The organism is Mycolicibacterium mageritense (assembly GCF_010727475.1).
Classification (GTDB): Bacteria; Actinomycetota; Actinomycetes; order Mycobacteriales; family Mycobacteriaceae; genus Mycobacterium; species Mycobacterium mageritense.
The window spans coordinates 2,715,455-2,727,505 of sequence record NZ_AP022567.1 but is presented as its reverse complement, the minus strand read 5'-3'; the positions used below and the strand labels follow the sequence as shown (position 1 = coordinate 2,727,505).

Annotated in this window: 15 protein-coding genes; 7 read left to right on the top strand and 8 right to left on the bottom strand. The window is 68.0% G+C overall.

Features of this window, described 5'->3' with window-relative positions; translation table 11 throughout:
* Positions 1-14: 14 nt before the first annotated feature.
* The 5 genes from G6N67_RS12835 to G6N67_RS12815 all read right to left on the bottom strand — a co-directional run bounded on the left by G6N67_RS12835 (position 15) and on the right by G6N67_RS12815 (position 4,229).
* On the bottom strand, positions 15-1,217 hold the full coding sequence (locus G6N67_RS12835; protein WP_036430733.1) for an NAD(P)/FAD-dependent oxidoreductase: 1,203 nt from the start codon (positions 1,215-1,217) through the stop codon (positions 15-17).
* Entirely contained in the window at positions 1,217-1,405 is a 189-nt protein-coding gene (locus tag G6N67_RS12830; protein WP_036430731.1) for a ferredoxin, read from the bottom strand. Before G6N67_RS12830 ends, G6N67_RS12835 begins: the two co-directional genes overlap by 1 nt.
* Before the next feature lie 25 nt (positions 1,406-1,430).
* The gene (locus G6N67_RS12825) at positions 1,431-2,633 is read right to left on the bottom strand and encodes a cytochrome P450 (protein WP_036430728.1); all 1,203 of its coding nucleotides are present in this window, start codon (positions 2,631-2,633) and stop codon (positions 1,431-1,433) included.
* Between the two features lie 127 nt (positions 2,634-2,760).
* Positions 2,761-3,492, bottom strand: a complete 732-nt coding sequence (locus tag G6N67_RS12820; RefSeq protein WP_036430726.1) for a PDC sensor domain-containing protein — start codon at positions 3,490-3,492, stop codon at positions 2,761-2,763.
* Positions 3,489-4,229 carry a FadR/GntR family transcriptional regulator gene (locus G6N67_RS12815; RefSeq protein WP_036430724.1) on the bottom strand — a complete coding sequence of 247 codons (741 nt, stop codon included), beginning with the start codon at positions 4,227-4,229 and terminating at the stop codon, positions 3,489-3,491. The genes G6N67_RS12820 and G6N67_RS12815 overlap by 4 nt, the downstream gene beginning before the upstream one ends.
* A gap of 157 nt (positions 4,230-4,386) precedes the next feature.
* Between G6N67_RS12815 and G6N67_RS12810 the strand changes: the two genes are divergently transcribed.
* Positions 4,387-5,892 carry an APC family permease gene (locus G6N67_RS12810; RefSeq protein ID WP_036430722.1) on the top strand — a complete coding sequence of 502 codons (1,506 nt, stop codon included), beginning with the start codon at positions 4,387-4,389 and terminating at the stop codon, positions 5,890-5,892.
* A gap of 144 nt (positions 5,893-6,036) precedes the next feature.
* A complete protein-coding gene (locus G6N67_RS12805; protein WP_051578602.1) occupies positions 6,037-6,594 on the top strand; it encodes an Rv1733c family protein in 558 nt (185 codons plus the stop codon).
* Here the strand turns inward: G6N67_RS12805 and G6N67_RS12800 are convergent.
* The 3 genes from G6N67_RS12800 to G6N67_RS12790 all read right to left on the bottom strand — a co-directional run bounded on the left by G6N67_RS12800 (position 6,591) and on the right by G6N67_RS12790 (position 8,962).
* Positions 6,591-8,060, bottom strand: a complete 1,470-nt coding sequence (locus tag G6N67_RS12800; RefSeq protein ID WP_036430720.1) for an amidase — start codon at positions 8,058-8,060, stop codon at positions 6,591-6,593. The two genes, G6N67_RS12805 and G6N67_RS12800, sit on opposite strands and share 4 nt — an antisense overlap.
* A 74-nt stretch (positions 8,061-8,134) precedes the next feature.
* The gene (locus G6N67_RS12795) at positions 8,135-8,620 is read right to left on the bottom strand and encodes an SRPBCC family protein (RefSeq protein WP_036430718.1); all 486 of its coding nucleotides are present in this window, start codon (positions 8,618-8,620) and stop codon (positions 8,135-8,137) included.
* Between the two features lie 3 nt (positions 8,621-8,623).
* Positions 8,624-8,962, bottom strand: coding sequence for an ArsR/SmtB family transcription factor (locus tag G6N67_RS12790; protein ID WP_036430716.1), 339 nt, complete (start codon positions 8,960-8,962; stop codon positions 8,624-8,626).
* A 121-nt stretch (positions 8,963-9,083) separates the two neighbouring features.
* Here G6N67_RS12790 and G6N67_RS12785 point away from each other — a divergent pair, with 121 nt between their 5' ends.
* The 5 genes from G6N67_RS12785 to G6N67_RS12765 all read left to right on the top strand — a co-directional run bounded on the left by G6N67_RS12785 (position 9,084) and on the right by G6N67_RS12765 (position 11,933).
* Positions 9,084-9,989: a YjiK family protein gene (locus G6N67_RS12785; protein WP_051578601.1), complete on the top strand. Its 906-nt coding sequence runs from the start codon at positions 9,084-9,086 to the stop codon at positions 9,987-9,989.
* Positions 9,990-10,119: 130 nt separating this feature from the next.
* The gene (locus tag G6N67_RS12780; RefSeq protein ID WP_036430714.1) at positions 10,120-10,527 is read left to right on the top strand and encodes a phage holin family protein; all 408 of its coding nucleotides are present in this window, start codon (positions 10,120-10,122) and stop codon (positions 10,525-10,527) included.
* Positions 10,517-10,831 carry a DUF3618 domain-containing protein gene (locus tag G6N67_RS12775; RefSeq protein WP_036430712.1) on the top strand — a complete coding sequence of 105 codons (315 nt, stop codon included), beginning with the start codon at positions 10,517-10,519 and terminating at the stop codon, positions 10,829-10,831. Before G6N67_RS12780 ends, G6N67_RS12775 begins: the two co-directional genes overlap by 11 nt.
* Before the next feature lie 31 nt (positions 10,832-10,862).
* Positions 10,863-11,153: a DUF4235 domain-containing protein gene (locus G6N67_RS12770; protein ID WP_036430710.1), complete on the top strand. Its 291-nt coding sequence runs from the start codon at positions 10,863-10,865 to the stop codon at positions 11,151-11,153.
* Between the two features lie 270 nt (positions 11,154-11,423).
* Positions 11,424-11,933, top strand: coding sequence for a hypothetical protein (locus G6N67_RS12765; protein ID WP_073911929.1), 510 nt, complete (start codon positions 11,424-11,426; stop codon positions 11,931-11,933).
* The last annotated feature ends 118 nt before the right edge of the window (positions 11,934-12,051 follow it).

The following is a 12,051-nucleotide window of genomic DNA, read 5'->3' as shown; positions in this document are numbered from 1 at the left end:
GAGAAGGGATGTGGTCATGCCGTCACGTCGACGGCGGTGAAGGCTTCGCGCAGGACGCGGCAGCGAGCGGGGCTGAGGTTGACCGCGACAGTGCCCACGTGGCGGTCGTCGCGGTGGTATGTCACGACGACGCCCGCGGTCAGGTCGGCGAGGCTGCCGTCCTCGACGCGGATCTCGTCGGCAAGGGCCGGTGAGCCGTAACTCTGCAGGCGCAGGTCGCGTTGGTCGCTCCAGAACGCCGGGACGGGTGCGAACGGCGTGGTGTCGAGCGCACCGGTCAGGGTCGCCGCGGCCCGCTTGGCGGTGTCGGTGGGAATCGACCAGTGCTCGACGCGGCGGGCCACGTGGTCGAAAAGCGGGTTGGGGAAACGGGCGACATCGCCCACCGCAACGGCATCGGTGGCGCCGGCCACCGCGAGGTCGTTGCCGGTGAGCACGCCGTCGCTCAGGTCGAGCCCGTTGCCGTCGAGCCACTCGACGTTGCAGACCGATCCGACGGCTTCGACCACGAGATCGGCGGGCAGGATCTCTCCGGTGTCGAGCACCACGCCGGTGACGCGGTCGTCGCCGGTGAACGCCGCGACACCGGTGCCGATCACGAATTCGATGCTGCCCGCGGCATGGTGGCGTTGGATCGCGGTGGCCAGGTCGGTTCCGAGCACGCGTTGCATCGGCGCTCCGGCGGGTTCGACGACCGTGACCCGGTGGCCCAGCGCGTGCAGTGTTCCGGCTGCCTCGCAGCCGATGAAGCCGGCGCCCACGACGACGATGCGGCTGTCCGGCCGCAGCGCATGGCGCAGCGCGAGGCAGTCCTCGACGGTGCGCAGCACGTGCCTGCCCCGTTCGGGGCCCGGTACGGTGAGGCGTCGCGGCCGCAGGCCGGTGGCGATGACCAGGCCGTCGTAGCCCACCACGGCCCCGGATTCGGCGGTGACGGTGTGCGCGGCGAGGTCGGCAGCGACCACGGTTGTGCCGTAACGGAATTCGACGTCGGCCACACTTGGTCGCCTGCGGAACGCGAGGCGCGCGGCCAGTTCATCCGGTCCGTCCGAATCAAGCTGGGAAAGCGCCTCTTTGGACAGTGGCGGCCGGTTGTACGGGAAGTGCCGTTCGGCGGAGAACACCGTGACCGGCCCGGTGTGTCCCTGTGCGCGGAGTTGCTCTGCCGACCGTAGGCCGGCCAGCGAGCCGCCGACGACGACGATGTGGCGCGACATCAGTCCTCGATGAAGATGGCTTGGGCCGGGCACACGTCTGCGGCCTCTTCGACGTAGTCACGTTCGGCATCGTCGGGGTTGCCGACATATTCGAGCTTCCCGTCGTCGTTCATCGTGAAGACGTTGGGTGCGGCGATGGCGCACTGGCCGTGGTCCTGGCAGAGCGTGAGGTCGACGGTGACGCGCATGATGGTTCCTCGGTGTCGTAGGGATTCAGGGAGCCGGCGTGAAGCCGATGGGCAACCGGATCGGGCCGGTGTTGCCCGAGTCGGGAAGCCAGTCCGCGCCGGGCAGTTCGTGCGGTTCGCGCAATCGCCGGGCCAGCAGCGGCAGTGCCTCGCTCATGTCCGAGCGCGCCACGAAGTGGCCGAGGCAATGGTGGGCGCCGCCGCCGAAACCGAAGTGCGGCTTGCGTTGTGCGGTGATGTCGAAACCCGGCTCGAACACCCTGGGATCGGTGCCTGCCGACTCACTGTAGAGATGCACCGTGGTGCCTGCCGTGAGCTCGACGCCTTCGTACTCGAAATCCTCGAGCACCTCGCGGGTCACCCAGCGCACGGTGGGGTTGACGCGCATGACCTCTTCGACGGCCTTGCCACCGAGGTCGGGGTTGTCCGCGAGCAGGCGCCACTGGCCGAGGTTGGCCATGAACGTCTGCATCGCGAGGCCGAGCTGGTTGCGCGTGGTGTCGAAGCCGCCGAAGATCAAGAGCACCATGGCATCCCGAAGTTCGGTGTCCGACAGCCTGCCGTCCTCTGGGCGCGACGCGTTGACCAGTGCGGTGACGAAATCGTCGCGTGGGTTGGCGCGGCGGTCGGCGATCAGCTCATCGCAGTAGTCGTAGAGCCGCTGCAGCGCGGCTTCGATCTTGGGCAGATCCTCGCGCAACGTCACGCCCATCGCCAGGCCGATGGTCACCGACTCGGAAGCGATGATCCGCCACTCGGTTTCGGGGATACCGAGCATGATCGCGATGACGCGGGCGGCGTACGGTTCGGCGAACTCGCTGACGAACTCGCAGCGGTCGGGTTCGGCGAAGCTGTCGATGAGTTCATTGGCCAGAGCCTGGAACCTCGGCACGAGCCCGCCGATGAGCTTGGGCGAGAAGGCCGGGTTCATGAGCCGCCGCAGGCGGTGGTGCTCCTCGCCCTCCTTGTTGAGGATCCAGCTGGCGAACCAGTCCGCGAACGGGCCCTCGGTCACGCCGTTGTGCGCGGGCCAGGCGACGCTGCCCTGGCGCAGTTTCGGGTGCTTGAGCAGCCGGCTGACCTGCTCGTACCGCAGCACGGCGATGCCATACGGCGTCGTCGCATACCAGCTGCGCTCCCTGGCGTCGTGCACCTCAGCCGACGTGATGGAGAACGCCGGGTCGGCGACGTCGAAAACCGGGGCCTGGCCGATTGTTGCGGATGACATCAGTGCTTCCTCCGAGAGCTCGGGGACCGAACGATCACTAAATACTCTAGAACTAGGTTCTTAAAGTCAATAGCCGATCGCAAGTTGATCGCAAGATGCTGATTACGGCGGGTTTACCGCTGGTCGGTCAGTCGCGGGCGGGCCAGGCGATCGCGAGCACCCAGCCGATGCCCAGGGGCATGTCCGCGACCTCACGAAATGCCGAGGGATCGGCGGCCGGGCCGACCGCGGGCATCGCGGGCAGGCGCGAGCCGACGAACCACCGCGGCGTGTTCGCCGCGATGACGCGGCGTTCGGTACTGACGATCAGGGCGTCGTCACCGGTCTCCCGCAGCACCTCGAGCAGTTTGCGCTCGACCTCCCCGACCACCAGGTCGGCGCCCGCGATGCCCAGGAAGGTGCCGTCCGCACCGACGATCGGGATCGTGGCCGTGATGGTGTACATGTCGGAGCCGCTGTAGTCGACATATGGCCCGTAGGCCACGCGCTGCTGGCCGTGCAGTGCCAGCTGGTACCAGTCCATCTGCAGGTAGTCGTAGACGTCGATGCTGGTTGGGTCGAAGTTGAGCCGCAGCCGGGCCACGCGGTCATCGTGGCGCTGCCACCAGGCGAGATAGCGCTCCCGGCCTTCGACCACGAACGGCGCGGCGATGAAACCCATGCCCCACACCCCGCGCTCGTCGCGCAGCAGATCGGCGAGCATCCGTTGCAGCCCGCTGAAGTGCCCCTCGGTCAGCGCGGCGCGTGGCGGGCGGCTGCGCAGCACCTCGGCCGCGATCCGGCCGAGCAGGTCGTAGATCGGTTCGAGCGGTTGCGACGCCCGCTCGGCGAGGCGGCGAGCCAGTGTGTCATCGGTCATGAGCCGGATTCCTGGGTCGTGAGGTCCAAGTTGACGGTGGTCAGGCGCGCAAGCTGTCCCATGACGTGCGCTTCCGCGAGCCGCCGCGCTTCACCGGCGTTCTCCGAGGCGACCGCCGCAGCGATGGCGTGCTGCTCTTCAACGTAGGCGGCGACGTCGAGCGCCGGCCCCAACGGGAGCCAGATCAGCCCGGCCACCTCGGCCTGAATGTTCGCCTCCCGGCGCGCCAGCCGAGCCGACTGCGACGCGATGGCGACCTGGATCTGGAACCGGCTGTCGGCACGGATCCGGTCCCCCAGCGTCGTGGCCGCATCGAGCTGATCGGTCAGGGCGAACAGCCTGCGCACGGTGTACGGCGCGGCGCGCTCGGCCGCCAGGCGTGCGGCCTGGCCGGCGATCGCGGTGTGCTCATCGAACAGATCCCGCAGGTCAGAGGCGCTCATGGCGGCCAGCCTCGCAGTCAGCTGGTCGATCGGCGGACCCGCGGGCCTGCGGACGAACGACCCGCCGCTGCGCCCACGGCGGGTTTCGACCAGCTCCTGCTCGCGGAGCGTCGCCAGCGCCTCCCGCACGGTCATCGGAGCCACTCCGAACTGGGCCGCGAGGTCGATTTCGACGGGTAGCCGCTCGCCGTCGTCGAGCAACCCCAGGTGGATCGCCTCGGTGATCCGTTGCACGATCTCGTCCGCGCGCCCGACCGGCGCTTCCGACGCGACCAGCGGCGACAACGACGACACCTGCGTCTCCTCCTCCGCGAACGCCCTCCCGCGAGGTCCGACGTCGGCAATCTACCGGACTTCGGACGAATTCCGCCGATTCCCTTGCCGAATAAACAATAGGACTGTAGTTTTTCGCACTACTTCACTTCCTGCGCCTACCCAAGAAAGTACGGCCATGTCAACTTCCAGCCCTGGAGACGACGTCCAGCATCTACAAGCGCTCGGCTACCAGTCCGAGTTCAAGCGCGACATGAGCCCGTGGGCGAACTTCTCCCTCGGCTTCACGTATCTGTCGCCCGTCGTCGGTGTCTACACCCTGTTCGCGTACGCGCTCGCGACCGGCGGACCACCGATGATCTGGAGTTTTCTCATCGTCGGCGTCGGCCAACTGCTGGTGGCGCTGACCTTCAGCGAGATCGTCGCGCAGTTCCCTGTCGCGGGCGGCGTGTATCCGTGGGCGCGGCGGCTGTGGGGCCGCCGGTACGCGTGGATGACCGGCTGGGTCTACCTGGTGGCCCTGCTGGTGACGATCGCGTCGGTCGTCTACGGCGCAGGCCCGTTCATCGCGGCGGCATTCGGCTTCGACGCGACGGTCAACAACACCATCGCCTTCGCGCTCGCGCTGCTCGCGCTGGCCACCGCCATCAACTTCATGGGCACGAAAGTCCTTGCGAAAGCGGCGATCATCGGATTCACCGCAGAGATCATCGGTGCCCTCGTGGTCGGCGTCTGGCTGCTCGTCGCGCACCGCCACCACAACCTCGGCGTGCTGTTCGACAGCTTCGGCGCAGGCGGCGACGGCAACTACATGTGGGCGTTCGCCGCGGCCGCCCTCATCGGCGTCTACCAGTACTACGGCTTCGAGGCGTGCGGCGACGTCGCCGAGGAAGTGCCCGACCCGGGCCGCCTGATCCCCAAGGCCATGCGCCGCACGATCTACATCGGTGGTGCCGCAGCCACATTCGTGTGCCTGGCGCTCGTCCTGTCGGTCGCCGACATCCCGGCCGTCATCGCAGGCGATGACACCGATCCCGTGAGCACCGTGCTGGGCGAGGCATTCGGCCCGATCGGCGCCAAGGTGATCCTGCTCGTGGTGCTGATCTCGTTCCTGTCGTGCGCCATGAGCCTGCAGGCCGCCGCGAGCCGGCTGGCCTACTCCTACGGGCGCGACGGCATGATCATGGGCAGCGCACTGCTCAAGAAGTTCTCCGCCACGCGCCACGTGCCGCCCTACGCGCTGGTGCTGGCCGCGATCGTGCCTGCCGTGATCGTCATCGGGTCGAAGGTCTCCACCGACGCCATCACCAAGATCATCAGCTTCGCGGCGTTCGGCATCTACCTCGGTTTCCAGATGGTGGTGCTCGCGGCGCTGCGGGCCCGCCTCAAGGGCTGGGTGCCCAGCGGCAAGTACCAGCTCGGCAGCTGGGGGCTGGCCGTCAACATCGCGGCCCTGGTCTACGGCGTCACCGCGATGATCAACATGGCGTGGCCGCGCACGCCCGACGCGCCGTGGTACGACAACTGGATCGTGGCCCTGTCGGCGGCTGTGGTCGTGGGAATCGGCTTGGTGTACATGGTGATCCACCCGCTGCACGACCGCAGCACGGCACCGTACGGCGACGCGATCCCCGCCCCGCGCGGCCCCGGGAAGGCGTCTGCGACCCCGCTCAGCAGGCTGTGAGATCGGTCCCGATGAGCTGACCTGACTGGTGGCGCCGTTGCCACGGTGCCACCATAGGGTGTGATGTTTGCGAGAAACGGAGAACACCGCGGTCCGAAACCAGTGATGACCATCACAACGTTTGCTGGACCGTTCCGTTGGCATATGCGCGCACTCGGCTTCAATCCCCTCATCCGGTTCACCGACCGCGTCGAGGCACTCGCAGCCCTCGCTGTTCTGCTCACCGCCCTGATCGCCATACCCTTCGCAATGCAGTCCGGCGACCTGGTCTACTCCTCGACTGTGCGCACCGCACACGAGCAGACAAACACGCGTCACCCCGTCGAGGCCGTGGCCATCGACGGCACCAGCCTGATGACCGACTTCGACGGTGCGGCCTATGTCACTGCGCAGTGGCACGAGGGCGGCCAGATGCGTACCGCGCAAGTCGTCAAGCGCGGCGTGGTCACCGCCGGCGATCCGCTCACCGTCTGGCTCGACGACAAGACCGGTAAGCCCGTGGCGGCGCCCCAGACCCCGGCCGACGCCAAGGTCACGGCAATTGCGGCGGCGGGGATGGTATGGACCGTCCTGGTCGTGCTCAGCGCGCTCGTGGCGTTCGCGCTGCGCAAAGGACTCGATCGGCTCCGCGCCCACGCGTGGGAACGCGAACTGCAGTTGTTGGCCCACAACGACGACGGCTGGGCCAACCGGCACACTTAGACCGGCGCGAAGCGATCGGCCCACGGCAGCCGCTGCTCGAGCTGGGCCGCCAGTTTGATCAGCAGTGACTCGCCTGCCAGCGGCCCGACGAACTGCACGCCGAGCGGCACGCCGTCTGCCGTCCAGTGCAAGGGCAACGAGATCGCGGGCCGGCCGGTGAGATTCGCCAGCTGGGTGTACGGCACCCAGCCGAGGTTCTTGTCCACCATGTCGTCGACGACCTTGGTGTAACGCAAAAGGCTTGCGGTGCGGGTCTTGATCAACGCGTCGGACGCGCGCTGCACCGCCACCGGCAACTCGAACTCACCGATAGTCGGCGGCGGGGTCGCCAACGTGGGTGTCAGCAGCAGGTCGTACGACTCGAAGAACGTTGTCAACCGCCGCGTGTGTTCGTGCCGCCGCTGCACTGCGTCCACGTAGTCGACGCTGCTGGTCGCGCGGCCGAGCGCCGCCATGATGAGCGTGTCGCGTTCGAACGACTCGTCACCGGCACTCGTGAGCCGCTTGGCCTCCGCGAGTTCCCACGCGGTGTAGACGAACCAGGTGAGCAGGAAGTCGCGGGCCAGCGCGGCGTCGTCGAACGGCGCCTGCGGCAGTTCCTCGACATGGTGGCCGAGCTCGCTCAGGGCTTTGACGGTTGCCTCGACGGCCTTGACCGCCTCGGCATGTGGCGCCGGGTTGATCGCGGACGGCACCCGAACGCCGATCCGCAGCTTGCCGGGATCCGCCCCCACGCACGACGCGAACGGCTCGGCGGGCAGGCCCGGGACGAACGGCCCCCACGGCTCCGCGCCGCTGATGACGTCGAGCATCGCCGCGGTGTCGCGCACCGTGCGTGACACCACGCCCTGAACGGCCGCACCGTGCATGGATTCTCCGGTCGCGGGGCCAAGGGGCGTCAAACCTCGGCCGGCTTTGAGTCCGACGAGCCCACAGCAGGCCGCGGGGATGCGGATCGATCCGCCACCGTCGTTGGCGCCCGCGCACGGCACGATGCCTGCGGCCACCGCCGCCGCAGATCCGCCCGACGACCCACCCGGAGTGCGCGTCACGTCCCACGGGTTACGTGCCGGACCCCAGGCGACCGGCTCGGTGATGCCCTTCGATCCGAACTCCGGAGTGTTGGTCTTGCCGAAGATGACCAGGCCCGCATCGAGCCAGCGCTGCACGATGGTGGCGTGCTCGGTGGCAGGCAGGGACTTCAGTGCGCGGGATCCTGCTGAAGTCGGCTGACCCTTGTAGTCCTGCGCCAGGTCTTTGATGAGGAACGGCACGCCGGCGAACGGGCCGGTGAGGCCGTCTGCCGGTTCGGCGGGGATGTCCCGCACGATGGCGTTGATCTTCGGGTTCACCGCAGCGGCTCGCGCTCGAGCCGTAGCGAGCAACTGGGCTGCCGAAACCTGTTTGTCGGCAACCAGTTTCGCCAGACCCGTGGCGTCGTAACTGCGGTATTCGTCGAAGTCCATGGCACGAACGTATACCGCGCCGGCGCCGCGCGGTGAGCTATCACGCCGCGCCGCGCGCCATACGTCGCAGCCTCTCAGGAGGCGACGAGCTCGTCGATCTGGTTGATCGCCGACGAAGCACCCTCGACCACGCCCATGTCCAGTATCTGCTGCAGCGCCTCGGCGGACGCGAAGGTGCTCACGTAGACCGCGCGGGTGCCGCCGTCGCGCTCGGAGAAGGTGTAGACGTTGGTCGAGACCGGCAGGTCGGGATTCGGGTTGAAGTCGAGGTCGGCGAACCCGTCGACGAACGAGAAGCTCGCCGGCTCGTCGACAGCGGTGACCTCCCAGTACCCGGCGTGTTTGTCGCCTTCCGGGCCGGTCATGAAATACGTGACGCGGCCGCCGGGCTTGAGGTCGTGGTCGACCACGGTCGCCGGGTAAGTCGGCGGCCCCCAGACCTTTTCCAGCTGTCGCGGATCGGCGTAGACCTGCCAGATCCGCGCCACCGGTGCGGCGAAATCCGCCGTGATGGTCAGCGTCAGTTTGTCGAGATCGTGTTGGACGTCGGTCACGGGCATGGTTCAGCGCTCCTCGGTGTCGAATGAGATGAGTTCGTCGATCCGGGCGATGCGTCCGCGCCACACCTGTTCCAACTCGGTGAGCATGGACGCGACCGACCGCACCGCTGCCACATCGCCGCTGGCCAACTGTTCGCGACCGTTGCGTCGCTTGATCAGCAGGCCGGCCTTTTCCAGCACGGCGACGTGCTTCTGCACCGCGGCAAAGCTCATGTCGTACTTGGCCGCAAGTGCCGAGACCGAATGCTCCCCGGCCAGCACCCGGCGCATGATGTCGCGCCTGGTGCGGTCGGACAGCGCGTGGAACAGGGCGTCCGCCCGGTCCTCGTCATCCTCGGTCACGCTCCCAACATACAACCAAATGGTTGTATGTTGTCAAGGCCTTCGCCAGCCGGATTTGAGGTAGGCGGCTACTCACGCCAAACAACCCCTGCGCGGGAAAAGATCTGCGGTGGGAGGACCAATGGCCGGATCACTCGTGGTGTCACGGACGCCGTTCGTGTCGCGGGCAGCCCTGCCGCTCGACGCCTCAGGCGTGGTGCGGGTCGGCAAGCGGCGCCTTGCCTTCATCAACAACCGTGATCCGCATGCGCTGTACGAGTTCTCCTTGAAAGCCGATGGAACGCAACGCCGCCCAGTCTCGCGGCGGCCGTTGCGCGGCCTCCCCGACGGCTCGCTGACCGATCCCGAGGGCCTCGCGCAGATCGAGACCGACGGCCTGCGCCAGCTCGTCGTCGCGTCGTCGCTCAGCGCGCGGCCGGGACGATTCCCCACGCGCGACGGGCTGGTGCGCATCCGCTACACACCCGAGGGCGAGCTGCGCGGTGAGGCCATGACCGGTTTCCGGCGCTGGCTGCTTTCGCGTTACCCGAGCCTTGCCGCGGCAGCGCAACAGCTTCCGGACCGCGGCGGCCTCAACATCGAAGGCCTGGCCTGGGATCCCGTGCGTTGCGACCTGCTGCTCGGGGTCCGCTCGCCGACCCGCGACGGCCAGGCCTCGGTCATCCGGATCCACCTCGACCTCGCGGCGCCGTGGACGGTGGCTGCGCTGCAGGCGGGGCCGATCACCCACATCCGGAGCGGCACGGTCCCGGCGCAGGGCGTCCGCGACATCAGTTATGACACGGCCCGCGGAGAATTCCTCGTCGTCCTCGGACGATCCGCGGGTGGCGACCGGGTGCCGTTCGAGCTGTGCACGTGGAGCGGGAACGGCGCAGCGGCAGAAGTACTGCGGGTCGAGTTCGAGTCATCCATGAAACCCGAAGGCGTGGCCGGGTTCGACATCGACGGCCTGCGCCGCGTCGTGATCGTGGACGACGCCGGCGGTTTCGCCACCTTCCGGGCAACAGACGTTCCGGGGTGGGATTGACCGGCGGGACGCGTCCGCCACCCCGGCGCAGTTTCCGGTCGAGTAGTGGGTTTGGCGTGCTGTCGACTGGGAAACCTCCCGTGCAATGCAGTGTGTGCTCGGCTGCATGTGCCGAAGGAGGAGACAGGATATGCAAACGGAACCGAGAGTCGGGTCCGACGTGCCGATCGGCGAGCTGGTGAGCCAGTTGTCAGCGCAGACGTCACGGCTCGTGCGTGACGAGATGCGGTTGGCGCAAAAGGAATTCGCGAACTCTGCAAAACACGCGGGCATGGGCGCCGGTTTCCTGAGCGCCGCGGGTCTGGCCGCCGTATTCGGAGTGGCCGCGGTGGTCACCGCAGCGGTCGCGGCGCTCGCGTTGGTGCTGCCCGTGTGGGCCGCCGCGCTGATCGTCGCGGTGATCCTGTTCGCGATTGCCGGGATCGCGGCGTTGACCAGCCGAAAGCAGCTCACTCAGGCGTCGCCCACGCCAGAGATGACCGTGGCCAGCGTCAAACAGGATCTCGATGAAGTGAAGGGGGTCCGTCATGACCGCTGACACACCGTCGGGTGCCACGCCTGAGCCCGGGCCCGACGCAGGAATCGACGAGATCCAGGCAGACATCGACAAGACCCGGCAGGAGCTCGGCCACACCGTCGACGCGCTCGCGGCGAAGGCCGACGTCAAAGGCCGCGCGCAGCAGAAGGCGGCCGACACCAAGGACCGCATCACCGAGACGGCCGTGCACACGCGCGAGGCGCTCACCGACGACACCGGGGCGGTCAAGAAGTCGATTCCCGTCGCGGCGGTGATCGCGGTGGCCCTCGTCGTCGGCGTCGTGGTGTGGCGCCGCCGCCGTTGACCGACCTCACCGATGCGAAAGGGACGATCCGATGACGAACCATCCGAGCACGACGGCGAAGATCTTGTACCGGCCCGTGGGCCTGCTGAGTTCGGTCGTCGGCGGACTGCTGGCGGGCGCCATCTTCAAGCAGGTGTGGCGGCGCGCGGCGCCCGGCGACAAGCCCGATCCACCGGAGCCTTTGCAGACGGAGTATCCGTTCAAAGAGATTCTGATCGCCGCCGCGGTCCAGGGCGCGATCTTCTCGGTTGTCAAGGCCGTGATCGATCGCCAGGGTGCCCGGTTGTTCCAGCGGGCCACCGGGGAGTGGCCGGGCAGCTGAGATCGATCGACCCGTCGCCCGCCGGATTTGCTGAATTGGTTTGCCCGTAGCCCGAGTTGGGCTGTCGGGCCGTCTGACGCGTGCGCTGGACGTGACAGTTCGGACACGGTGCGATCACGGCCGCGATTCGGTCCTGTGTCAACCCGGCATCCAATTCGGCAGTTGCCTGGACACCGACTCTGAGCCGCTCTACGGTTCAGCTGCACTAATTTTCGTCGCGGTAATTTCACCGCAGTAATTTTGGAGCACGGGTCGAGGGAGACGCTGGTGATGGTCAGCTTTAATCGAGTCGCTGTGGTGGCCGTTGCCGGCACGGGAATGTGCGTTGCCGCAGCATTGTTGGGCCCGCATGCGACGGCCGCCCCGCTCAAGGCGGGTGGGTACAAGTGCGTCGACGGTGCCGCCGGCGCCGCAGCACCCGGGGCGGCCGCAGCTCCGTGCAGTGCGGCTGCGGTAGAAGCGGCAGGGGTGGTGGCCGCCCCGTTGGCTCCCCCCGTCGTTCCGCCCGCGGGCGTCCCACCGGTGCCCGTGGTACCGCCGGCAGGCGTGCCGCCGGTGCCCGTCGTACCGCCCGCGGGTGTCCCACCGGTGCCCGCCGCGCCACCTGTGCCCGTCGTGCCACCCGTGGCCGCCGGGGCACCGGTGGCCGCCGCCCCCGTGGCAGGCGGTGCTCCCCTGATGGAAATGGGCGGAACCGGTAAGGGCGTGCCCACGAGTAGGCCGGCCGGAGCCGACGGGCCCACGCCGGGTGTGCCGACTCAGCCCGGGCCTCAGGGATAGCAGCCACTGCCTGACAGTCTCCGAATGCCGTGCCGGTCCCACACCGGCACGGCATTCGTGTTCTCGCTTGTCACACAATCACATTCGGGTTGACCCGCTGTCAGGCCACAAGCGGCTG

Coding starts and splice junctions, on each gene's coding strand:
- G6N67_RS12770 (WP_036430710.1), top strand. CDS start 10,863: ATGACGAACCATCCGAGCACGACGGCGAAGATCTTGTACCGGCCCGTG.
- G6N67_RS12795 (WP_036430718.1), bottom strand. CDS start 8,620: ATGCCCGTGACCGACGTCCAACACGATCTCGACAAACTGACGCTGACC.
- G6N67_RS12820 (WP_036430726.1), bottom strand. CDS start 3,492: ATGACCGATGACACACTGGCTCGCCGCCTCGCCGAGCGGGCGTCGCAA.
- G6N67_RS12805 (WP_051578602.1), top strand. CDS start 6,037: ATGCGCGCACTCGGCTTCAATCCCCTCATCCGGTTCACCGACCGCGTC.
- G6N67_RS12775 (WP_036430712.1), top strand. CDS start 10,517: ATGACCGCTGACACACCGTCGGGTGCCACGCCTGAGCCCGGGCCCGAC.
- G6N67_RS12765 (WP_073911929.1), top strand. CDS start 11,424: ATGGTCAGCTTTAATCGAGTCGCTGTGGTGGCCGTTGCCGGCACGGGA.
- G6N67_RS12785 (WP_051578601.1), top strand. CDS start 9,084: ATGGCCGGATCACTCGTGGTGTCACGGACGCCGTTCGTGTCGCGGGCA.
- G6N67_RS12800 (WP_036430720.1), bottom strand. CDS start 8,060: ATGGACTTCGACGAATACCGCAGTTACGACGCCACGGGTCTGGCGAAA.
- G6N67_RS12810 (WP_036430722.1), top strand. CDS start 4,387: ATGTCAACTTCCAGCCCTGGAGACGACGTCCAGCATCTACAAGCGCTC.
- G6N67_RS12830 (WP_036430731.1), bottom strand. CDS start 1,405: ATGCGCGTCACCGTCGACCTCACGCTCTGCCAGGACCACGGCCAGTGC.
- G6N67_RS12780 (WP_036430714.1), top strand. CDS start 10,120: ATGCAAACGGAACCGAGAGTCGGGTCCGACGTGCCGATCGGCGAGCTG.
- G6N67_RS12825 (WP_036430728.1), bottom strand. CDS start 2,633: ATGTCATCCGCAACAATCGGCCAGGCCCCGGTTTTCGACGTCGCCGAC.
- G6N67_RS12835 (WP_036430733.1), bottom strand. CDS start 1,217: ATGTCGCGCCACATCGTCGTCGTCGGCGGCTCGCTGGCCGGCCTACGG.